The 21,158-nt window shown below is 59.9% G+C and carries 23 protein-coding genes; 15 read left to right on the top strand and 8 right to left on the bottom strand.

All coding sequences use genetic code 11. The annotated features are described in order from the left end of the window. The first annotated feature begins 49 nt into the window (after window positions 1-49). Together RDA78_RS03320 and RDA78_RS03315 are read left to right on the top strand one after the other, a co-directional pair. Window positions 50-478, top strand: a complete 429-nt coding sequence (locus RDA78_RS03320) for an Hsp20 family protein (RefSeq protein WP_306144507.1) — start codon at window positions 50-52, stop codon at window positions 476-478. 33 nt (window positions 479-511) lie between these two features. Then, window positions 512-796, top strand: coding sequence for a DUF1150 family protein (locus RDA78_RS03315; protein WP_434053942.1), 285 nt, complete (start codon window positions 512-514; stop codon window positions 794-796). A 107-nt stretch (window positions 797-903) separates the two neighbouring features. Here the strand turns inward: RDA78_RS03315 and RDA78_RS03310 are convergent, their stop codons facing one another. After that, window positions 904-1,425 carry a CBS domain-containing protein gene (locus RDA78_RS03310; protein WP_434053941.1) on the bottom strand — a complete coding sequence of 174 codons (522 nt, stop codon included), beginning with the start codon at window positions 1,423-1,425 and terminating at the stop codon, window positions 904-906. A gap of 83 nt (window positions 1,426-1,508) precedes the next feature. Between RDA78_RS03310 and RDA78_RS03305 the strand changes: the two genes are divergently transcribed. Further along, window positions 1,509-1,694 (top strand): hypothetical protein, encoded by a 186-nt coding sequence (locus RDA78_RS03305; RefSeq protein WP_434053940.1) that lies wholly within the window; start codon window positions 1,509-1,511, stop codon window positions 1,692-1,694. Between the two features lie 16 nt (window positions 1,695-1,710). Here the strand turns inward: RDA78_RS03305 and nqrM are convergent, their stop codons facing one another. Both nqrM and RDA78_RS03295 read right to left on the bottom strand, forming a co-directional pair. After that, a complete protein-coding gene (nqrM, locus tag RDA78_RS03300; protein ID WP_434053939.1) occupies window positions 1,711-1,938 on the bottom strand; it encodes a (Na+)-NQR maturation NqrM in 228 nt (75 codons plus the stop codon). 24 nt (window positions 1,939-1,962) lie between these two features. Beyond that, window positions 1,963-2,997, bottom strand: a complete 1,035-nt coding sequence (locus RDA78_RS03295; protein WP_434053938.1) for an FAD:protein FMN transferase — start codon at window positions 2,995-2,997, stop codon at window positions 1,963-1,965. A gap of 172 nt (window positions 2,998-3,169) precedes the next feature. Here RDA78_RS03295 and RDA78_RS03290 point away from each other — a divergent pair, with 172 nt between their 5' ends. The 6 genes from RDA78_RS03290 to nqrF are packed head-to-tail and all read left to right on the top strand — an operon-like array spanning window position 3,170 to window position 9,027. Further along, a complete protein-coding gene (locus RDA78_RS03290) occupies window positions 3,170-4,513 on the top strand; it encodes a Na(+)-translocating NADH-quinone reductase subunit A (RefSeq protein ID WP_434053937.1) in 1,344 nt (447 codons plus the stop codon). 3 nt (window positions 4,514-4,516) lie between these two features. Further along, the gene (locus tag RDA78_RS03285) at window positions 4,517-5,716 is read left to right on the top strand and encodes an NADH:ubiquinone reductase (Na(+)-transporting) subunit B (RefSeq protein ID WP_434053936.1); all 1,200 of its coding nucleotides are present in this window, start codon (window positions 4,517-4,519) and stop codon (window positions 5,714-5,716) included. Next, the gene (locus RDA78_RS03280) at window positions 5,709-6,533 is read left to right on the top strand and encodes a Na(+)-translocating NADH-quinone reductase subunit C (RefSeq protein WP_434053935.1); all 825 of its coding nucleotides are present in this window, start codon (window positions 5,709-5,711) and stop codon (window positions 6,531-6,533) included. The genes RDA78_RS03285 and RDA78_RS03280 overlap by 8 nt, the downstream gene beginning before the upstream one ends. Continuing rightward, window positions 6,533-7,186, top strand: a complete 654-nt coding sequence (locus tag RDA78_RS03275) for an NADH:ubiquinone reductase (Na(+)-transporting) subunit D (RefSeq protein ID WP_420335378.1) — start codon at window positions 6,533-6,535, stop codon at window positions 7,184-7,186. The genes RDA78_RS03280 and RDA78_RS03275 overlap by 1 nt, the downstream gene beginning before the upstream one ends. Next, window positions 7,186-7,794 (top strand): NADH:ubiquinone reductase (Na(+)-transporting) subunit E, encoded by a 609-nt coding sequence (gene nqrE / locus RDA78_RS03270; protein ID WP_306144497.1) that lies wholly within the window; start codon window positions 7,186-7,188, stop codon window positions 7,792-7,794. The genes RDA78_RS03275 and nqrE overlap by 1 nt, the downstream gene beginning before the upstream one ends. A gap of 12 nt (window positions 7,795-7,806) precedes the next feature. Then, a complete protein-coding gene (gene nqrF / locus RDA78_RS03265; protein ID WP_434053934.1) occupies window positions 7,807-9,027 on the top strand; it encodes an NADH:ubiquinone reductase (Na(+)-transporting) subunit F in 1,221 nt (406 codons plus the stop codon). 138 nt (window positions 9,028-9,165) lie between these two features. Here the strand turns inward: nqrF and RDA78_RS03260 are convergent, their stop codons facing one another. Both RDA78_RS03260 and RDA78_RS03255 read right to left on the bottom strand, forming a co-directional pair. Continuing rightward, complete coding sequence (locus tag RDA78_RS03260; protein ID WP_434053933.1) at window positions 9,166-10,383, bottom strand: OpgC family protein; 1,218 nt, start codon at window positions 10,381-10,383, stop codon at window positions 9,166-9,168. Between the two features lie 107 nt (window positions 10,384-10,490). Beyond that, a complete protein-coding gene (locus tag RDA78_RS03255; protein ID WP_434053932.1) occupies window positions 10,491-11,876 on the bottom strand; it encodes a tetratricopeptide repeat protein in 1,386 nt (461 codons plus the stop codon). A 271-nt stretch (window positions 11,877-12,147) separates the two neighbouring features. On the opposite strand from RDA78_RS03255, the gene RDA78_RS03250 reads away from it, so the two are divergent. Beyond that, window positions 12,148-13,299 carry a YeeE/YedE family protein gene (locus tag RDA78_RS03250; protein ID WP_434053931.1) on the top strand — a complete coding sequence of 384 codons (1,152 nt, stop codon included), beginning with the start codon at window positions 12,148-12,150 and terminating at the stop codon, window positions 13,297-13,299. Window positions 13,300-13,396: 97 nt separating this feature from the next. Further along, the gene (locus RDA78_RS03245) at window positions 13,397-13,876 is read left to right on the top strand and encodes a DUF302 domain-containing protein (protein ID WP_434053930.1); all 480 of its coding nucleotides are present in this window, start codon (window positions 13,397-13,399) and stop codon (window positions 13,874-13,876) included. 307 nt (window positions 13,877-14,183) lie between these two features. Here the strand turns inward: RDA78_RS03245 and RDA78_RS03240 are convergent, their stop codons facing one another. Then, window positions 14,184-14,945, bottom strand: coding sequence for an SDR family oxidoreductase (locus RDA78_RS03240; RefSeq protein WP_434053929.1), 762 nt, complete (start codon window positions 14,943-14,945; stop codon window positions 14,184-14,186). A gap of 202 nt (window positions 14,946-15,147) precedes the next feature. On the opposite strand from RDA78_RS03240, the gene RDA78_RS03235 reads away from it, so the two are divergent. The 4 genes from RDA78_RS03235 (at window position 15,148) to RDA78_RS03220 (ending at window position 19,917) form a co-directional block, all read left to right on the top strand. Beyond that, window positions 15,148-15,933, top strand: coding sequence for an ion transporter (locus RDA78_RS03235; RefSeq protein WP_434053928.1), 786 nt, complete (start codon window positions 15,148-15,150; stop codon window positions 15,931-15,933). 118 nt (window positions 15,934-16,051) lie between these two features. Further along, entirely contained in the window at window positions 16,052-16,903 is an 852-nt protein-coding gene (locus RDA78_RS03230; RefSeq protein ID WP_434053927.1) for an alpha/beta hydrolase family esterase, read from the top strand. 120 nt (window positions 16,904-17,023) lie between these two features. Continuing rightward, complete coding sequence (locus RDA78_RS03225) at window positions 17,024-18,304, top strand: CaiB/BaiF CoA transferase family protein (RefSeq protein WP_434053926.1); 1,281 nt, start codon at window positions 17,024-17,026, stop codon at window positions 18,302-18,304. Beyond that, the gene (locus RDA78_RS03220; RefSeq protein WP_434053925.1) at window positions 18,301-19,917 is read left to right on the top strand and encodes a thiamine pyrophosphate-binding protein; all 1,617 of its coding nucleotides are present in this window, start codon (window positions 18,301-18,303) and stop codon (window positions 19,915-19,917) included. Before RDA78_RS03225 ends, RDA78_RS03220 begins: the two co-directional genes overlap by 4 nt. A gap of 76 nt (window positions 19,918-19,993) precedes the next feature. Here RDA78_RS03220 and RDA78_RS03215 read toward each other — a convergent pair whose 3' ends face one another. Together RDA78_RS03215 and RDA78_RS03210 are read right to left on the bottom strand one after the other, a co-directional pair. Then, on the bottom strand, window positions 19,994-20,395 hold the full coding sequence (locus tag RDA78_RS03215) for a RidA family protein (RefSeq protein WP_306144486.1): 402 nt from the start codon (window positions 20,393-20,395) through the stop codon (window positions 19,994-19,996). Window positions 20,396-20,532: 137 nt separating this feature from the next. Further along, complete coding sequence (locus RDA78_RS03210) at window positions 20,533-21,135, bottom strand: hypothetical protein (RefSeq protein ID WP_434053924.1); 603 nt, start codon at window positions 21,133-21,135, stop codon at window positions 20,533-20,535. Between the last annotated feature and the right edge of the window lie 23 nt (window positions 21,136-21,158).

Genomic DNA, 21,158 nt, shown 5'->3' with positions numbered 1-21,158 from the left:
ATGCCTGATTGGGTCCGGGTGCAAGGTCGCTTCGACAAGGACTTTGAGGATGTCACGCATGTCAGCGTTTTCCAGCCCGTTTATGCTCGGGTTCGACGATATCGAACGTGTGCTCGATCGCGTTTCAAAAGCCGCCAATGACGGCTATCCGCCCTATAACATCGAACGGCTTCCCAAAGTCGAGGGCAGAGGTGACGTCATTCGCATCACGCTTGCGGTCGCCGGCTTTACCCGGGAACAGCTTGATGTTTCGGTGGAAGAAAGCCAGTTGGTCATTCGCGGCAGGCAGGTCGACGACAAGTCACGCGAATATCTGCATCGCGGCATCGCCGCCAGGCAGTTTCAGCGGGCATTTGTCTTGGCCGAAGGCATCGAGATCCTCGGCGCTGACCTCAAGGATGGCCTCTTGTCCATCGATCTTGCGCGTCCCGAACCGGAACGCGTGATAAGAAAAATAGAAATCTCCAGCGGCGAATAGACCCTCGTCGGCAAAAAGAACGGAGAAAGACTGATGCACGATCCCAATAGCCCGGACTGGGCCGACCAAACCGTTTTGTCCGAATTCATGTCCGCGGATGAACTGACCGAGCTTGGTACCGGCGACGTCGCCTACATCAAGCCGATCAAGGCCGGAGACCTGAAGGAGATGTTCCCGGACGTCCCGCCACTGCATGACAACGTGACGCTCTACGCGCTGCAGAATGCGGACGGAACACCCATCCTGCTCGCGGACAGCCGCGAAGCTGCCGTTGCAAATGCCTTCGAGGCGGAACTGGAAATGGCATCCCTGCACTGAGCAGCGACGCTGACTGGTGACTGTGGCTTCAGCGCAGCCTGATCCGGCACGCGGTGCGAAGCGGGAACAAGGATTTGGACGCGGCCTCCTCGGGCCGCGTTTTCGTTTCAGCCAACGATCAACTGCTTCAACTGCAGGGACTCGTATTCGAGTTCGGTAAGCCGGTAGTTCACGACGTCGCCGATTGTGACCATGCCGACAACAGCGCCGTTTTCAACAACGGGCATGTGCCGGAACCGTCCTTCGGTCATCTTGCGCAACAGGGAAATCAGCGGATCATCCGGACCGCAGACCTCCACGTCGCGTGTCATGATGTCCCCGACCGTCTGTTTCAGCGTTTCCCCGGGCGTCTCAGCGAGCCTGCGCACGATGTCCCGTTCCGACAGGATACCCTGCAGTTCACCGGCGGCATCCTTGACGATCAGCGCGCCGATTCTCTTGTCCCGCAGCATTTCAGCGGCTTCCAGAAGCGTGTTCTGGGGGCGGAGGGCGAAAACCTCCTGTCCCTTGGAGGCGAGGATCTTGCGCACGGAAGCCGCCTCGCTCGTCGTGTTGGATTGCGAGGACTGGCTGTGGGTTGTCGCTTGCATCTTGTCTTTACGGCTCGGGGCCTGATAAGAGCTTGGCATGATTTTGGCTCCCTTTTGTCTGTCCCTCTGCGGACCTGACAGTCAGCTTAGCCGAAACATGCCTGTTTAAGGAACTCTTCAAATTGCAAGATTTGATACTCTCCCCGTTTGTTGCCACAAGCCTGTTCGTACTGGCCTGTTTCGCCGGTTTTCAGTACCGGCGTGTCTGGGTCAACGAGGGGCCGAGATGGAAACTCTGGGTTTTCGGGGTACTGGCAGGCGCCTGCCTGGCCATTGTGGCGTTCATACCGGTCGCGGCGACGAGTTGATCCGGACCACCGGGCCTCAGCTATCCATTTGCGCCAGCATCTTGCGTGCGCGGGGACAGGCCAGGCGTTCGCGCAATGGGCTGTCCGGATCGATTTCCTTGTTGCAGACCAGGCAATGATCCGCATCTGCGATCGCGTTCAGGCCGCCGCAGCTTCCCTTGATTGTCCGTCCGGAGAAAATCACGCCGATTGCCATGCCGACAACAACGACAAGCAGAAGCGCAAATGCCAGAACGAAGGTCATCAGGATCTCAACCCGGTTGCTTTATCAGGCCTGGAGGGCTTTGAAGCGATTGCTTGTGGCAGTCACGAAGCCGCTGTTCGGCGCGTCTGATTTCCGATCGATGAACATTACCGCCAGATCGCGCTGGTTGGCAATCTCAAGTCCGCGCTCCGTGCCTGCAGCGAGGAGAGCGGTCGACCAGGCATCTGCCATCATCGTATTTTCCGCCAGAACGGTCACCGACGCCGTCTTGTGCGTGATCGGCCGGCCGGTATGGGCATCGATAATGTGCGAATACCGCTTGCCGTCATGCTCGAAATAGTTCCGGTAGTCGCCGGACGTGGCCATCCCGAGATTGGAGACACTGGCGACCTGGAAGGTCTGGCGTGAGAGTGCACTCGGCGACTCGATGCCGATCTGCCACTCCATGCCGTCCGCATTCCGCCCTGAGACGTAGACGTCGCCGCCGATCTCGACCAAGAAATCCGAAAGACCGAAGGATCTGACGACCTCTGCGATCTGGTCGACGCCGTAGCCTTTGCCGACCGAGGGAACGTAGATCTGCGTGTCCGGCCGTGTCTTGCGCAAGGTTGCGCCTTGAACGTCCAGCCCATCCGTCTGGCCTGCCGAGCCTTTGGCGGCTGCAAGAACCAGCATGTCGGGTTCGGTGTGGATGCCCGGCTTGCTGGCACCGAAGCCCCAGGCTTCGATCACCGGGCCGAGCGTGATGTCGAATTGCCCGTCGCTGGCGTGATTCACGTCCTTGGAAGCCTGCACCACCTTCGCAAGGCCATCGGATACCTGCATGGGATCTGTCGACGTCGATGCGTTGAAACGGGAAACTTCGGAAGCCGGATCCCAGTTGGACAACTGGGCGTTGACGTTTGCAAGGCTTTTTCCGATCGCCTTTTGCAGCGTGGCCTTGTCCACCTGCCGGTCATGATCGACAGCCGTTACCGAATATCCGGTCCCCATCGTGGAACCGGAAAATTCCAGAATATCCGCTCCGCCCTTGCAGGCGGCCAAGGACAGCGACATCAGGATGAAGCTGCGCCGGGAAAATAAGATATCAGTGGGCACGGTACCAGTCTCCGGTAGATCATGAGCAACATGTGTCGCATGTGCACTCGCGCTTTTCATTGGTTTTGCCGGCCAATTCAACCAAAAAATTTTGTCCACAGGCAAATTAGTGCTTTTGACCGCGGCAAAAACATAGCATATGCGGGGCTAGAATTTTCTGGAGGCCGGGTGCGTGCAAAGCTTTAAGCTCAAAAAAGGTCTTGATCTGCCGATAACGGGAGCACCCGTACAAGAGGTCAGCGACGAGCGAAAGACGAATTCCGCTGCGGTTCTGGCGGCAGACTATATCGGCCTCAAGCCGCGTCTGCTCGTGGGGGAAGGCGACACCGTCGGCATCGGAACGCCCCTGTTCTTCCATAAAGATACACCTGACGTTATGATCGTGTCGCCAGTCGCAGGCCGTGTGCGGGCAATCAATCGCGGTGCGCGGCGCGTGCTGATCAGCGTAGTGATCGACATTGACGACAACGCTGCCAACCCGGTCGACTTTTCCGGTGTTGGCGATCTGGGTGAAACGTCCGGCCTCGTGGAACGGCTCTGCGCCTCCGGGCTCTGGACATCGTTCCGCACGCGTCCTTATTCGAAGGTTCCGGACCCGGCAGCACGGCCGGCGGCCTTGTTCGTAACCGCGACCGACACCGAACCGCTTGCGGCCGATCCGGCCATCATCATAGGCGAAAATGGCTCAGCGTTCGAAAAGGGCCTTGAGGCGATCACGTCTCTGAGCGAGGGAAAAACCTACCTTTGTTGCGAAACCGGTGCCGAAATCCCCGGTTTGACCATGTCCGGCGTCGAAGTCGCCGGCTTTACCGGGCCGCATCCGGCGGGCCTCGCCGGCACGCACATCCATTTCCTGGATGCACCAAGCGCCGAAAGGACGATCTGGAGCATCGGCTACCAGGATGTCATCGCAATCGGAAAGTTGCTTGAAACCGGGCATTTCGATCCGAGCCGCGTGATCGCCCTGTCTGGTCCGCGCTGTGCCAAGCCGAGGTTGATACGCACGATTGCCGGCGCGTCGATGGAAGAATTGGCCGAGGGCGAGATCACCGGCGACGAGCCGGTGCGGCTCATTTCCGGGTCCGTCTTGAGCGGACGACTGGGCGAGGGTCCGAGTGCCTATCTCGGGCGCTACGCAAGGCAAGTGACGCTGATTGAAGAGGATCACAAACAGATCCCGATGGGCTGGATCCTTCCGATGCCGTCGAAATACGCCTTTCAGCCCGTATTGGGCTCCGCGTTTTCAAAGAAACTCTACGCGCTGACTTCGAACCTGAACGGCGGACGCCGCGCGATGGTTCCGCTCGGCACGTTCGAGGAACTGATGCCGCAGGACTATCTGCCGACCCAGCTCCTGCGCGCGCTACTCGTCATGGACACCGACCAGGCACAGGCGCTTGGTGCGCTGGAACTGGACGAAGAAGATCTCGGGCTGGTAGGCTTTGCCTGCCCCGCGAAGTATGAATATGGCATTGCGCTCCGTGATTGCCTGTCGAAGATCGAAAAAGAGGGCTAGGTTTTGGGTCTGCGCAGCTACTTTGACCGCATTGAGCCGCTTTTCGTAAAGGGCGGGAAATACGAGAAACTCTTCCCGGTCTACGAGATGGTGGAAAGTTTCCTTTACACGCCGAAAACGGTCACCACCGCAGCGCCGCATGCGCGTTCCTACATCGACATGAAGCGCATTATGACCTACGTGGTCATCGCGACGATCCCGTGCATTCTGGTGGGCCTCTACAATATCGGCTTCCAGGCAAACCATGCGATTGCGACCTATGGCGCATCCGGATGGCGTGCCTGGATCATCGAAGCGCTTGGGATCGGGTTCAATCCGGCCAATCCGTTCGCGAATTTCGTTCACGGCCTGCTTTATTTCCTGCCCATCTACATCACCACGCTGGTCGCCGGCGGCATCTGCGAGGTGGTTTTCGCGACCGTGCGCGGCCATGAGGTCAACGAAGGTTTTCTCGTTACCTCGATGCTTTACGCACTGATCCTGCCGCCAACCGCGCCGCTCTGGCAGGTCGCGCTCGGGATCGTGTTCGGTGTCGTGATCGGCAAGGAAGTCTTCGGCGGAACCGGCAAGAACTTCCTCAACCCGGCGCTCACGGGCCGTGCCTTCCTTTATTTCGCCTATCCCGCGCAGATGTCGGGCGACACGATCTGGACACCGGTGGACGGGTTTTCCGGCGCAACAGCGCTCTCCGTCTCCGCATCGGATGGCTACGCGCAGCTCGCCGCGCAAGGCATGACCTGGATGGATTCGTTCCTCGGCATCATCCAGGGCAGCATCGGCGAAACCTCGACCCTTGCCTGCCTGATCGGCCTTGCTTTCCTTCTCGTGACCAAGATCGCCAACTGGCGCCTTGTCGTCGGCTGTCTTGGGGGCATGATCGCGTTTTCCACGCTGCTCAACCTGATCGGTTCGGATACCAATCCGATGTTCGCCATGCCCTGGTACTGGCATCTGGTCGTCGGCGGGTATGCGTTCGGCCTCGCCTTTATGGTCACCGAGCCGGTCTCGGCATCCCATACCAATGTTGGGCGGTACATATACGGCGCCTTAATCGGTTTCATGGTGGTAATGATCCGGGTGATCAACCCGGCCTTCCCGGAGGGCATGATGCTCGCGATCCTGTTCGGCAACGTGTTCGCGCCGCTGATCGATTATTTCGTCGTGCAGGCCAACATCAAACGCAGGGCGAAGAGAAATGCCTGAAGACACCGGACAGAACGAAAAAAGCCGGAACAAGGGCTTTGTGCGGCGGTTTCTCGACATGCCAGCCGACTCCGTTCCCAAGACGGTGTTCGTCGCCGTGTCGCTTTGCCTGGTCGCCTCCATGATCGTATCGGCGGCTGCCGTTTCCCTGCGCCCGCTTCAGGCCGTTAACGCGCTGAAGGACAAGCAGATCAACATTTTGCAGGTCGCCGGCCGCTATGAGCCCGGCACGGATGTTGCCGAAGCATTCAAGGTGTTCAAGCCGCAGGTGCTGGAGCTTGCCACCGGCGACTTCACGGATGCGTATGATCCTGCAACCTTTGACGATCTTGCCGCCGCCAGCGATCCGGAAACGTCCATCGCGCTGGAGAACGATCCCGCATCGATCGGCCGCCAGTCCAAATTCGTCACGATTTACTTGCTGCGCAAGGAAGACGGCAGCCTGGACAAGGTGATCCTGCCGCTTCACGGCTACGGTCTTTGGTCGACGCTTTACGGTTTCATTTCGCTCGAGGCGAACGGCAACGACATTTACGGATTGCAGTTCTACCAGCACGCGGAAACGCCGGGGCTGGGTGCGGAAGTCGACAATCCGCGCTGGAAGGCCCTGTGGAACGGCAAGAAGCTTGCCGATGACAGCGGCAATCTGCTCATCACCGTTGCCAAGACGGCGCCGCCGCAGGGCGAAGAATATCATGTGGACGCGCTGGCAGGCGCAACGCTAACGTCGGTTGGCGTTGATAACCTCGTGCGTTTCTGGATGGGCGAGGCGGGCTATGCGCCCTTCCTGGCCAAACTGCAAGCAGGAGAAATCTGATGGCGCAGACCAGAAGACAGATGCTGATCGATCCACTGGTCGACAACAATCCCATCACATTGCAGGTTCTGGGGATCTGTTCTGCCCTCGCCGTGACCTCGTCGCTGCAGGTTTCGTTCGTGATGGCGATCGCGGTGACCCTGGTGACCGGTTTCTCGTCGATGTTCATCTCGATGTTGCGCAATCACATCCCGGGCTCGATCCGGATCATCGTGCAAATGGTGATCATCGCCTCTCTCGTGATCATCGTGGACCAGGTCCTGAAAGCCTATGCCTTCGAGATCTCGAAGACCCTCTCGGTCTTTGTGGGCCTGATCATCACCAATTGCATCGTCATGGGCCGAGCGGAAGCCTTCGCCATGAAGAACCCGCCGGTGGCCTCCTTCATCGACGGTGTTGGCAACGGCCTGGGCTACGGTCTGATCCTGATGTTGGTCGGCTTCATTCGCGAACTCTTCGGCGCAGGCAGCCTCTTCGGGTTCAACATCCTGCAGACCGTGAACAATGGCGGCTGGTACGTTCCCAACGGCATGCTGCTGCTGCCGCCATCGGCCTTCTTCATCATCGGACTGCTGATCTGGGCGTTCCGGACCTGGAAGCCTGAACAGGTCGAGGAACCCGAATACAAGATCCAGGTGGTGGACGCGCACTGATGGAACATCTGGTCTCCCTTGCCGTCAAGGCGATCTTCGTCGAGAACCTCGCACTGTCCTTCTTCCTGGGCATGTGCACTTTCATCGCCGTATCGAAGAAGATCTCGACCGCGATCGGCCTCGGCATTTCGGTCATGATCGTTCAGTCGATCACGGTTCCGGCCAACAACATCATCCTCAACTATCTGCTTGCGCCCGGCGCGCTCGCCTGGGCGGGGTTCAGCGATGTCGACCTGACCTTCCTCGGTCTGATCTCCTATATCGGCGTGATTGCGGCCCTGGTGCAGATCCTGGAGATGGTGCTCGATAAGTACTTCCCGCCGCTCTACAACGCGCTCGGTGTGTTTCTTCCGTTGATCACGGTGAACTGCGCGATCCTGGGCGGTTCGCTGTTCATGGTGGAACGCGATTACGATTTCACCGAGTCGGTCACGTATGGCCTTTCCTCCGGTTTCGGATGGGCGCTGGCAATCACGGCGATGGCCGGTGTCCGGGAAAAACTGAAATATTCCGACATTCCTGAAGGGCTTCAGGGGCTTGGTATTACTTTCATCACTGCCGGGCTGATGGCGCTCGCCTTCATGTCCTTCAGCGGCGTCAAACTGTAACGGGAGAGCCTTGTGGCCACATTCGGACTCGGCATTCTGCTCTTTACCCTGATCGTGCTGGCGCTTGTCACGATCATTCTCGGCGCGCGTTCCAAGCTCGTGTCGACCGGCAATGTCAACATAAGCATCAACGGCGAGAAGACGATCTCCGTCCCCGCCGGCGGAAAGCTGCTGCAGACCCTTGCTGAACAGAAGCTCTTCGTGCCGTCCGCCTGCGGCGGCGGTGGAACCTGCGCCCAGTGCCGGGTCAAGATCTTCTCCGGTGGCGGCTCGATCCTGCCGACAGAGGAAAGCCACATCACCAAGCGCGAAGCGGCTTGTGGCGATCGCCTGTCGTGCCAGGTTGCCGTCAAGCAGGACATGGAGATCGAGGTTCCCGAGGAAGTCTTCGGGGTCAAGAAATGGGAGTGCACCGTTCGCTCCAACGAGAACGTGGCGACCTTCATCAAGGCGCTGGTTCTGGAGTTGCCGGAAGGCGAAGACGTCAACTTCCGCGCGGGCGGCTATATCCAGATCGAGGCCCCGCAACACGCCCTCAAATACACCGATTTCGATGTCGAGGAAGACTACCGGGGCGATTGGGACCGCTTCAATCTCTGGCAGTTTGAATCCGTCGTTTCCGAGCCGCTCGAGCGCGCCTATTCCATGGCGAACTACCCTGAGGAAAAGGGGATCATCATGCTGAATGTGCGTGTGGCGTCTCCGCCCCCGGGTTCGGCAGGCATCCCTCCGGGCAAGATGTCGAGCTACATCTTCAACCTGAAACCGGGCGACAAGGTCACCATCTCCGGTCCGTTCGGCGAGTTCTTCGCTCGCGAGACCCAAAAGGAAATGGTGTTCATCGGCGGTGGTGCAGGCATGGCGCCGATGCGCAGCCACATCTTCGATCAGCTCAAGCGTCTGAAGTCGAAGCGCAAGATCAGTTTCTGGTACGGCGCACGCTCCAAGCGCGAAATGTTCTTCGTCGAGGACTTCGACGAACTGGCGGCTGAAAATGAGAACTTCGATTGGCACGTGGCGCTGTCGGATGCGCTGCCGGAAGACGACTGGACCGGCTACACCGGCTTCATCCACAACGTGCTTTACGACGAATATCTGAAGAACCACCCGGCACCGGAGGACTGCGAGTTCTACATGTGCGGACCGCCCATCATGAACTCGTCGGTCATCAACATGCTGCTTGAGCTGGGCGTCGATCGCGAAGATATCATGCTCGACGACTTCGGTGGCTGATTCCAAAACGGTTTCAGCAGTAACCGATAATGAAACTGCCCTGATCGCCAAGCGGTCAGGGCAGTTTTATTTTCGGGGTGCTGACACCCGACCGATGCAGCCCCTCAAGTGGACTCAGGTCTTTGAATGGCACACATGCTAAACGAGCGCCGGGTCTTTCGATTTCGGAGCGGTATCTTCAGCGCTTGCCGATCCGCTTGTCTGCGGGGAAGACCCTTGCGCTTTTGCGGATGATGATCCGGAGACAGCAGGCGGTTTGCGCCAGGGCTGGCCTTTGAACCAGGCAACCACATATGCAACCGCGATCAGGGCCAGGAAGCCGCCGAAATTGGTGTAGATCTGCGCCGTCCACTCACCGCGTGCCCAGGCCATGTCACGAAGGATCGCGACCGTCTGGGCAATCACGAGGCTCGCCATGAAGACCGCAAGGGACTGTTGGCCCACCTTCTGGACGACCCGGACAAAACCGCCCCACAGCGCGCCGTGGCCGAGGAGGTATTTCCCGTGTTCGCCGGCGGCCACCCAGGCGACATAGGCCAGCGCCAGGAAATGGACATAGCGCAGGATGCCGAACTCGGTCTTGACCCAGAGCGGTCTGATTGCCTCGCGCACTTCGCGCGCCCAGACAACGTCCAGATGGTTCTCGCTGTGAACGCGGAAATAGGCGAAGGGAACCGTGATCAGGATGATCGCGAGAGCGGCCAGGATCAGGTTCCGGCTGACCGGCGGTGCCGGGATCCAGCCGCGCATGAACGCGAACCCGGTGAAGAACAGCATTTGCCAGGCAAACGGATTGAAGAACCACTTGCGCTCCGACCAAGGCTCGGCCGGAAGGTCCAGCAGGCCGAACTGCGAGGCGAGCCAGAGCCCGAATGAAAAGGCGAACGCACCAGGCACGGAATAACGGGCGATCAGCATGATGGCCGGCATCAGAGCCAGGATCACGACGTACATCGGCAGGATGTCGAAATAGTTCGGCACCCAGGTCATCGTCATGAGGCCGGGCAGGGCAATCTCCGTCTTGTTGTAGAGATGCCATAGGTTCAGCGAGTTGACGTAGTCCTGGGTCAGGCCGCAACAGTCGTTCAGGAAGCCGCTTTCGTGCACCATGACCAGTACGACCGCGATGATCAGGAACTGGCCGATAAAAGCCCAGTAGACCTGCCACATGCGTTGCACGACACGTGCCGCACCAATGCCCCATCCATAGACATCGAACGTCTTGCCGAACGCCAGGGCAGACGCCATGCCGGAACAGAAAACAAAAATCTCGGTCGCGTCGGAAAAGCCGAAACGTGCAGGGATCCAAAGCGTCCACCAGTTCCACGGCACATGGGCGATGAAGATGATGAACATCCCGATCCCGCGAAAAAAATCGAGCCGCGGGTCGCGAGGACGTTTCGTTTGTGTATGTGCGTTCACGTCAAATCCAGAAATTTAAGTCACCCGGGCGGACAAGTCCGTCAATAGGAGTTGGCTGCCCTGAGGTTCTCGTCTTCCATAACCTGCTCGGCTTTTTGCATCTTGCCGCAAATTTCAAGCCGTTGCTCGGCGAAGCGGTCGAGCGCGCCGCGCTTGCCGCTGCGGCTCTTGATAACGGTTTCGGCCTCACTCGAAAAGCCTGCGCGCAGGGCTGCGTCGATCGTGATGCGTTCAAACACGTCGCGCTGGGCATGGGACCCGCCGATCGTGTGCAGACTGTCGCGGGCGGATGTCAGCAGGGAGAAAGCGGAGGCATAGTTGCCTTTCCGGTACTGCTCCAGGCCGAGCCCGGTCGGCAGCCCGGCCTCCGCCGAGATGCGGCCGAGGTCCGTTTCGGTTTTCGAGCGTTCTTTCAGACCGGTCAGCAGTCTGTCAGCACCCATACGCCGCCCGCCGTTCAGGAGGGCCAGCAGGTAATGAAGGTCTGCAAATACGTTGCACCCGTCCTCGGCACGCTTGTCCGAGAGCTGCGCGATCTCTTCCCAGCGAGACCCGACATCGACACCTTCCAGTTCGAGCCTGACCAGAAGCGAGGCCGCGTTGGAGATGTCGCGGTAATCGTCCGTCTTGTCCTTGCGGATGTCGGCATCGTAAAGCGCAAGCGCCTTGTCGGCCTGTCCCTGGTCGAGATACATCAGCGCGAGGTGCCACCAGACATGGTAGCCGAAATTGTTGCAGTGGGCCCATCCGTCGGGATGGTTTTCCAGCCAGCCGACGCCTTCTTCGGAGCGGCCGGTCATGTCATGAACGTGCGCGACCGCATGCAGGCCCCAGGCATCGTCCCGGGCAAATTCAAGTCCTTTGCGCCCCGACGCTTCGGCAAGGCGGTAGTCCCCTGTCTCTTCGAGGGAGAACGCCCGGCAACCAAGCAGGTAGCCATAGGCGGGATGTTTCTCGTCATAGGCGGAATAGATGCGGTCGATGGACTGGCGCATGCCGACCGCATCGCCCAGGACAAAACGGATCGCGTGGATCAGCTTCATCATGAAGGCATCTTCCGGCACACGCACCAGCATGGCGTCGAGAACATCCGCTGATCTGGAAGGGAAGCCGTTAAGCCAGACATCGAGCGCCTGGACAAAGGCCGCTTCGCGTTCTGTGATTGGCGTGTTTTGCGCGGAGGTTTTCGCAATCGCGAGACACTCGCGCGCTGTCGCGTTTAGTTCCTTGCGTCCCAGAAGAAGGCAGAACATTCCGCGTGCCGCATGGGCGAGCGCGAAATCGGTGCTCTTGCCAAGGCACGTCTCGAGATGGACCGGTGTGGCTTTTCCATGAGCCAGAAAGGCCAGCACGGTCGCGTTCCAGGCCGCCAAGGCGTCCTTGTCCGTGAGAGTGAGATCATATCCAAATTGATCGCTGAGACGCATGTGTGGCCTTCTCGTTTCCAATGCTGACGGTTACCGTGCGTTTTTGGTACAACGCAAACGGCAGCGGGCAGCCGAATGAATATTCACCGCTAAAAATCCGCAGCCTTCTCATGAACTGCAAAACACAAAAAGGTGTTGGCAATGTGTAGTGCAGACGTTGAGCTTTGGATTGTGAAGATATGGCGGCTGATGCAAGGGTAAAGCCCAATTTTCAGGCACTCCGGCCGGGAGCGGCTGCGACGATCGGCAGTAGAAAAAGGGTAGCGATTCTATGGCTGTCACGATTCCGAGGTCACAGGGCACCGTTGTCGCCGTTGCGGCCGGCCTGCTTGCGCTGATTTCGCTCGGCGCCTATGCCGAGGCCGGTGTGCGTCAGGCTGTCGCAGTTCTGATTGGCGGTCTCGCGGGGCTTTCGCTCTATCACGCCAGTTTCGGATTCACCGCGGCCTGGCGGCGCATCGTGACGGAACGGCGCGGAGCCGGGCTGCGCGCGCAGTTCGTGCTGATCCTTCTGACCAGCGCGGTTTCCTTTCCGCTGATCGCATGGGGTTCCCAGCTCGGATGGCCAACGGGAGGCTTTGTTTTCCCGTTCGGTGTCGCCGCGGCTATCGGTGCGTTCATGTTCGGCGTCGGGATGCAGCTTGGCGGCGGCTGCGGGTCGGGAACGCTGTTCACGGCCGGCGGCGGATCGACGCGCATGATGATAACGCTCGCCGCATTCATCCTGGGATCCGTCCTGGCAACGGCCCATCTTCACCTGTGGGGGCAGCTGCCGAAACTGCCCGCGACATCGCTAATCCGTGAATTCGGTCCGCACGGCGCTTTCCTGATCACGGCGGCCGTGCTGGGCGCGTTGGCATTTGCAACCGTTCGCATTGAACGCAGCGCGCATGGGGAATTGGCCGCATCGCGCAAGACGGGTTCCTTCCTGACCGGGCCCTGGTCGCCAATGATGGGGGCCGTGATGCTGGCCATCGTCGGCATCGCGACCTTTGTGGTTGTCGGGCGGCCGTGGGGCATCACATCAGCTTTCGCCCTTTGGGGCGGCAAGATCTTTCACGCGGTGGGCATTCCGGTCGACACCTGGCCATACTGGACGTGGCAGCGCGGCGCGCTGGAGAACTCCGTGCTCCGGGACACGACGTCTGTGATGGATTTCGGCGTTATCCTGGGTGCGATGGCGGCTGCGGCCCTTGCCGGCAGGTTCGCGCCGGTCTGGCAGCTCAGCCGCCGGGATCTTCTGACGGCAATCGCGGGCGGACTGCTGATGGGATACGGGGCGCGGCTTGCCTATGGCTGCAACATCGGCGCCTATCTCGGCGGCCTGGTCTCCGGCTCGCTGCACGGCTGGCTATGGCTGCTGTTCGGCTTCCTCGGAAGCCTTCTTGGTACGCGACTGCGCCTGAAACTCGGGATGGGTTAGCGCGCGGTTTTCCCTGCACACCCGATTGTGAAATGCGCGTGAGCGCTGGGGCGTTAGGCTCGGTTCACTTTTCATTTTTTTCCAAAGGGACAGGCATATGCGCACTCTTCTCAGCTTCTTTGTGCTGATTTTCGTCTCTTTTTCTTCCGCGCTGGCAGACAGCATCCCGGAGCGCGATGGCTGGCGGGTCATCGCGACGGACAAGCCCTACCAGGCACTCGTCGATGATTTGAAGGCCGCAATCAAGGCGGAAAAGATGCTTCTGGTAACACAGGCGAGCGCATCTGCCGGGGCCAAGGGGCGCGGACTGACAATCCCTGGCAACCGTGTCATGGGCGTCTACCGCAATGACTACGCGATCAGGATGCTGGAGGCATCGGTCGCTGCCGGCATCGAAGCACCGATCCGGTTCTATGTCACCGAGGACACCGGCGGGACCGCAACGCTCTCCTGGAAAACGCCGAGTTTCGTGTTTGCGCCTTACATGGAAGAAGGCGGTGATGCGCTCGCCGAACTGGCCGCGGAACTCGACGGTGTGTTCCGAACCATCGCTGACAAGGCTGTTGCATCCCGGTAACACGCGGCTTTCATTGTGCTTTGACGATTGGGGACGAGGAAAGTTTGTGCTTGTCGTGACTCACTTGCGAGGTCACACTCAAGCCATCGTCAACTATTGAAAGGAGGTGTGCCCATGTCTAGTGAGTATCGGAACGTGGCCCGGAAGTCTGGGTGGAATGGATCGGTGCTGGAGCAGCCTCTGGTATTGCAAAGTTTCACCGGGATCTGATCCGGACCTTGGGTCTACGTCGATCTCATGGGAGGGCCGCACCGCGGCCCTCTTTTGTTTTTGCGGCTTTGCGCGGCGAAACTCTCTGCCGTGAGCGTCAGATGAGGCCGACGGCCTTGCGAACGTCCTCGTCCCGCAGGGAGCAGTCGATGCCACGATAGGGGTCGCCGGCGTCTGTGCTCAGCCAGCAGATGGCCTCGCCGACCCATTCGGCCGGAATATGAACGGACGGATCCAGCTGACTGACCGGATTGACCCCGGACGCCTTGATGTCGATCTGCATCTGGGTCGCGACGGTTCCGGGGCTGAGACCGATAACCCGGATGCCCTTGTCGCCGAACTCCTTTTCGCCGCATCGCGTCAGCGAAAGCGCAGCAGCCTTGGACGAACAGTAGTGGCTCCAGCCTTCCAGCGCGCCTGAGGCCGCTCCGGAACTGATGTTGATGATCGTTCCGGACCCTTCTTTCAGCATCTGCGGCGCGGCGGCGCGAATCCCGTTATAGACGCCTTTGACATTCACATCGATGACATTTGCCCAGGCTTCGGGATCGGACGTCTCGATCCTGCTGATCGGCTCGATGACCCCGGCATTGTTCACCAGGATGTCGAGTTTCCCAAAAGTATCGAGACAATATTGAACCGCCTTTTCAACGCTCGGGTAGTCGGCGACGTTGCAGGCGACTGCAGCCGCTTCACCGTCTCCGGCGTTGATTTCCGCGGCGATCCGGTCGATATCTGCTGCCGAGCGCGCCGCGAGCACGACCTTGGCGCCATATTTCGCAAAACTCCGTGCGGCAGCTTCGCCGATGCCTCGGCTTGCGCCTGTCACCAAGGCAACTTGTCCAGACAAATCAAACATAAAACGTCCCTGAAATGTGCGGGCCCTTTGGGGGCCGCGTTGAGCTTGGCGCAAACTTAGTGTGAGAAAGCCGCAGAATAAACAGTTCGTTTGCAGTAACATCATGCGCGAATTACACGAATGACTGAACGATGTATTTTGAGAATTCCTGATCCTGCCCTCCGGCCTTGCCAACGGGGCGGACAATGACAAGGTCTGATTGATGGCTGCAGAAAAATCCGCGCTGCAGACGGGGCTCCGTCAGCTTTATTTCGGTCACTCGACGCGGGCGCGGGTCTTCAGGTTCACCCTTCTGGCATTCGACGTCATCACGATCGGATACTTCATTGTTTCCTCCGTCATGGATCCGGAGCGGCACTTTCACACGCTCGACTTCATCCTCGCGGGCGTGTTGTCGCTGGACTACATCGCGCGCCTGATCGCCTCGGCAACACCTGCGCGGTACCTGTTCAGCTTTACCTCGCTAACCGACATCGTCGTCATCGCGTCGCTTCTTGCGCCGGTGTTTTTGGAAAACTTCGCTTTTCTTCGGGTCGTCAGGATGCTCCGGCTGCTGCGTTCCTACCATCTGCTGAAGGAATTGCGCGAAGCCTCGAGCTGGTTCCGCAGAAACGAGGACATCCTCCAGTCCGCTGTAAACCTCGTGGTATTCATCTTCGTCGTGACGGCGATCGTCTTCGTCATAGAGGATGACCGGAACCCGAACATCAACAACTATCTCGACGCGCTCTATTTCACGGTAACGACCCTGACAACGACGGGCTTTGGCGACATTACCATGACCGACAGTGTCGGGCGGCTGATGACGGTTCTCATCATGATATTCGGCGTCGCGCTGTTCCTGCGTCTGGTACAGACCATTTTCCGGCCGTCCAAGGCGCAGGTCAACTGCCCCGACTGCGGCCTGAACCGTCACGACACGGATGCGATCCACTGCAAGCACTGCGGGCGTATGCTCAATATCCCGACGGAAGGGGCATGGGACTGATGGTTCGTCTGTCTCGCTGACTTGTGATGACACCAAGCTGGACAAACCGGCCACAACGCCCTTCTCTTCAATCGGCCGCTCCGACTTGTGAGCGGGACGTGCGTGACAGGAGCCGATCTTGATATCAAAAACGTTTCCCTCTGCCGCCTGCGCCATTTTGCTGGCATCAACCGGTCTGGCCGGCCCGGTTTACGCTGACGATCAACCGGGCTGCGGCGGCGAGATCCCGTGCATGCTGGACGGCGGCGAATATTACATTCACCTGCCGCAGGACCGGGCTGGAGACGAGCCCCTTGGAGCGATCTTCTACCTTCACGGTCATCGCGGCAAGGCGGTCAACGCCATCCGGAACCAGGGCTTCCAGCGCATGGCGGACAAGCTCGGCGTCGCTTTTGTGGCGGTGCAAGGTGTCAACGGCACCTGGTCGTTTCCGACCGCGCCGAGAAACCTGCGCGACGAATCGGTCTTTTTCGACAAGGTCCTGAGCGATCTCGAAGACCGGTTCGAAGTCGAACGGGACAAGACAATGCTGTCGGGGTTTTCATCAGGCGGTTTCATGACATGGTACCTGGCCTGCGAAAACGCCGGCCGTTTTTCCGGATATGCGCCGATCGCAGGAGCGTTTTGGGAGCCGCTGCCCGAAAACTGTCCGACCGACAATCCCTACCTGTTTCATGTCCACGGAACCGGCGACACGGTTGTTCCGCTCGCCGGACGCTGGCTGGGCGGCGGGCAATGGAAGCAGGGCGACGTGTTCGAGAGCTTCGATGTCTGGAGGCGCCAGAACGGCCTGTCCGAGGCAAGCTCTGAAAAACTGACGGACGGCAATCTGGAATGCCAGCGATGGGCACCCGAAGGCGGTCTGTTTGAGCTCTGCCTGCACGACGGCGGACACAGCGTGGAAGCCAAGTGGATCGAACGCGCCTGGACCGAACTTGGCGCGATCAAGGGTTGGGACCGGAAAAGCTGAACACTCACACCGGATTAACGGGAATGTGAGCCAAGGTGTTGCGCGCGCTATCTGACCGCAGTTGACGGGGAAGGGGCTATGTGTCCATTTCCCGTTAAAACGTCAGTCAAAAGGTGTTGCGTGTCCCAGTCCGCCCCCCAGCCCGGTGCCTTGTCCGGTCTTGTTGTTCTAGATCTCTCGCGCATTCTCGCCGGGCCGACCTGTACCCAGGTGCTTGGGGATCTCGGAGCCGAGGTCATCAAGATCGAGCGACCGGGCCGCGGCGACGACACGCGCGGCTGGGGCCCTCCCTTTCTGAAGGATGGTGCGGGCAACGAGACAGCGGAAAGCGCCTACTATCTCTCGTCGAACCGGAACAAGTCCTCGGTTGCTATCGATCTGGCAACGCCGGAAGGCCAGAAGCTGATCTCCGACCTTGCGGTCAAGGCCGACATTCTGGTCGAGAATTTCAAGGTGGGCGATCTCAAGCGGCGGGGCCTCGATTACAAGACACTGAAGGCACTCAATCCCGGGCTGATCTACTGTTCCATTTCCGGTTTCGGTCAGACCGGCCCCTACGCGCACCGGGCAGGCTACGACTTCCTGATCCAGGGCATGGGCGGGATCATGTCGCTCACCGGGTTTCCCGACGACGAAGGCGGCACCGAAACCAAGTGCGGTGTCGGGATCGCCGACGTGATGTGCGGCATGTATGCCACCGTCTCGATCCTCGCCGCGCTCAACCACCGCCACGCGACCGGCGAAGGCCAGCATGTCGATATCTCCCTGCTCGATGCGCAGGTGTCCTGGCTGATCAACCAGGGCGTCGCCTACCTCGTCTCCGGCAATGTGCCCGGACGGCTGGGCAACGGTCACCCGACCATCGTCCCTTATGAAACCTTTCCCGCGGCCGATCAGTCCTTCATCATTGCCGTCGGCAACGACGCGCAGTTTCAGAAGTTCTGCGAGGTGGCGGACGCACCCGAACTGGCGGAAGATCCGCTCTACGCAAAAAACGCCGACCGCGTCCGGAACCGTAAGCAACTGATCCCGCTGCTTCGCCGCCTGACCATCGACAAGACCGCTGCCGAGTGGATCGCGGAGCTGGAGAAGGCCGGTGTCCCCTGTGGTCCGGTGAATGATCTCGGGCAGGTGTTCACGGACCCGCAGATCCTGGAACGGCAGATGCGTATCAGCTTGCCGCACCCTGTCAGCGGGATGGTGGATCTGATCGGATCTCCGATCAATCTGGAAAAAACACCTGTCACCTACGCCAAGGCGCCACCGATGCTCGGAGCCGATACAGCCGAGATCCTGCGGCGCCACCTCAACTTAAACGACAAGACGTTGCACGCCCTTGCCGACAAGGGCATTGTCGGCCTCCGAAACGCACCAGAAGACAAGGAAAAACCCGCCAAATGACCACCGGCGCAGATATCATTGCCGGCAAGCTTCATGCTGCCGGTTGCCGTCATGCCTTCGGCATCCCCGGAGGCGAAGTTCTTGCCCTGATGCAGTCTCTTGATCAGGCCGGCATGAATTTCGTTCTGGTCAAGCACGAGAACGCCGGCGGCTTCATGGCGGAAGGCGGCTGGCATGCGGACGGGGCACCGGGCGTCCTCCTGGCAACGATCGGGCCCGGCGCGGCCAATGCGGTCAATGTCGTCGCCAATGCCTGGCAGGACCGGATGCCGCTCATCTTTCTGACCGGATGCGTCGATCAGGGCGAAGCAGAGAGCTACACGCACCAGGTTTTCGACCACCAGCAGCTGCTGCGCCCGATCGTCAAGGCGAGCTTTTCCGCCCGTCTCGGTGCGCTCGATGTCGTGATGGAAAAGGCGCTGGCAATTGCGCTCGACGGCCAGCCGGGTCCGGTTCACATCGATGTGCCGATCAAGGTCGCCGAAGCGGAAACGCAAGAGCCGTGGTCGCACTCCTTCCTGTCGGCTCCGGTTGCGACACGCCCTGCGACGGGTACGGATCTGGACACCGCGATGGCGCTCTTTGCCAAGGCAGAACGTCCGATTGCGATTGCCGGTGTTGATGCGGTCAACGAAGGCGCGTCAGCCGCGATCAGTGACTTCTGCAGGGAATTCAGGATACCGCTCGTCACCAGCTACAAGGGCAAGGGCCTCTTGGACGAAAACGACCCGCTGGCCCTGGGCGGCGCGGGGCTGTCTCCAAAGGCGGACGGTCATCTCCTGCCGCTGATCAATCAGAGCGACTGCATTCTCCTGCTCGGCTACGACCCGATCGAGATGCGCATCAACTGGCGCAATCCCTGGGACACGGATGCATCGGTCATCGACGTGACGCCGGTTCTCAGGACCCACGGCATGCACAGCGTCTCCGCGACGCTTCGAAGCGCGGTTGGGCCTGCACTTGAGCTGTTGAATGCGGCGCGCAAACCGGATCAGCCCTCCTGGCCGGACGGTGACCCGGATAAAGTCAGGGCAGAGCTCGCCGCAGGCTTTGCACCGGAAGGGGATGGCTGGGGCCCGGCAACGGCATTCCACACCTTGCGCGATGTCATGCCCGCCGAAACCGTTGCCACCGCGGACAGCGGTGCCCACCGCATTCTCGTCAGCCAGATCTGGCGCTGCCCGTTGCCGCGCCAGATGCTGCAGTCTTCGGCGCTGTGCACCATGGGCTGCGCCGTGCCGCTGGCCATGGGTCACAGGCTGGTAGAGGGATCGGCTCCGGTGATCGCATTTGTCGGCGATGCCGGCCTTGAAATGTGCCTTGGTGAGTTGTCGACCCTCAGGGACCTGAAGATCCCGGTGACCATCTGTGTTCTCGTCGACACCAGCCTTGCGCTTATCGAGCTGAAACAGCGCGGCAGCCAGAGACCCAATGTCGGTGTTGACTTCGGCGAGACGGATTTCCCCGCCGTCGCGCGCGCCTATGGCGGCCACGGTGTCTGGATCGACAACGCCGATGACCTGCGGCAGGAAGCCAAGGACGCGCTGGAGCGGGACGGCTTCACCATTCTTGCCTGCCGCATAGAGCGGCGTGCCTACGATGGAGCGTTTTAGGAAAGCTGCTGTTCACCAAGGACCGCGTCATGCGCGGTCCTTTCGCGGGTTTGAAGCAAAAACCGGTTACCCGTCCTCAGGGCAGAACGGCTGTTCCCTCGATCTCGACGAGAAATTCCGGGAGGGCGAGCGATTGCACCCCAAGCCAGGTGTTCGGTGCCGGTGTTACATCGCCCCAGAACTCACCAAGCGCCATGCCGACGGGTTCCAGCTTTTCCGGCGTGTGGTTCACGACATAGGTTCTGAGCCGGATGAGGTGCTGCGGCCCGAGGCCCTGATCCGCAAGTACCGCCTTCAGATTGGCAAGGCACTGCCGGGCCTGCGCGTTGAGATCGTCACCGCCGACCAGTTGGCAATCCTTGTCCCAGGCAACTTGCCCGGCAAGATGCAGAAGCCTCCCCGGTTCGCTGACGGCTGCGTGTGAGAAGCCCCACTGGACGCTGTTATAGAGTGTTTCGGGATTGATACGATCGGACATGAGACCCTCTTCGCAAGACACGGTAGGCCTTCACTTTAGCTGAGTGTTCGTCTTTGGCCACCCCTTGGGCGGAAAGGGTTTGTTTCCTGGCAAACGTGACGGGCGCGGCGGCACAGTGCCAGGCCGCGCCCGGTCATTCAGGCCGTCTTGAACCCGTCCTTCCGGCCGCGTTTCCAGAAGCCAAGTCCGAAAAATCCACCAAGAACCCCGGCAAGAAGTAGCCCGGGCGCGGGCAGGGGAACCGGTGTCGTGGGTGTCGTGAGAGCTTCGAACTCGCTCACCTGCACTTGCCGGGTGATGCCGATCGCCCCTGTGACCTCGATCCCGAAGAGCGTAAGCGAAGCGACGTCTAAGGAGCCGGCAAGACCGGTAATGTCGACAAATCCAGAGCGCGGGATCCGGGCCGGGTCGGATGGGCCAAGCACACCCGGCAGGAAATTCGAACGATCGGTCGGTATGCCCACGGTGGGATCTTGCGCCGGAGTGAGTGCGTCCACCCTGGAAAAGAGCAGCGGGGTGAGACTGGAATCCAGGATACGAACGCCGACGGCATCATTGCCTCCGAACAGATCGGCCGAGGACAGTCTCAGGAGGAGCGAGTTCGGTTCAAGCTCCGGGGCACCGAAAGTTGCAAATGTATAGCTTCCCTGGATCGTGTCACCCGTGCCAACGGGGACGGCGATTGCGGCGCTCGACAGAAATGCCCAAATCGCGGCAGAGGTGAAAATAGTCCTCAACATCTGAAATACTCCTTTTAAAAATC

Source organism: Roseibium sp. (assembly GCF_051016195.1).
Taxonomy (GTDB): Bacteria; Pseudomonadota; Alphaproteobacteria; order Rhizobiales; family Stappiaceae; genus Roseibium.
This window is presented reverse-complemented; position numbering and strand designations above follow the sequence as displayed.